We start from the raw sequence: 274 nt of genomic DNA on the forward strand, positions 1-274 counted from the left end.
GGGTTGCGGTTAACGATTGGCGGGTCGAGGACAACCAGCTCGTCATCCCGCTGTTGGGCGACGCGCACAGCATCGAGACGGAGGTGGAGATCGCCCCCGACCGCAACACGCAGTTGATGGGCCTGTACGCCAGCGGCGGAAACATCTGCACCCAGTGCGAGGCGGAGGGGTTCCGCCGCATCACCTTCTTCCCCGATCGCCCCGACGTGCTCAGCCGCTATTCGGTGCGCCTGACGGCGGACAGGGCGCGCTTCCCCGTCCTGCTCGCGAACGG

Annotated in this window: 1 pseudogene; it reads left to right on the top strand. The window is 67.5% G+C overall.

Annotated elements, in window-relative coordinates:
• A pseudogene (gene pepN, locus AC0IYH_RS31535) lies at nt 1-274 on the top strand (aminopeptidase N); the annotation flags it as partial.

It is taken from the genome of Pseudomonas sp. AC463, assembly GCF_979253585.1.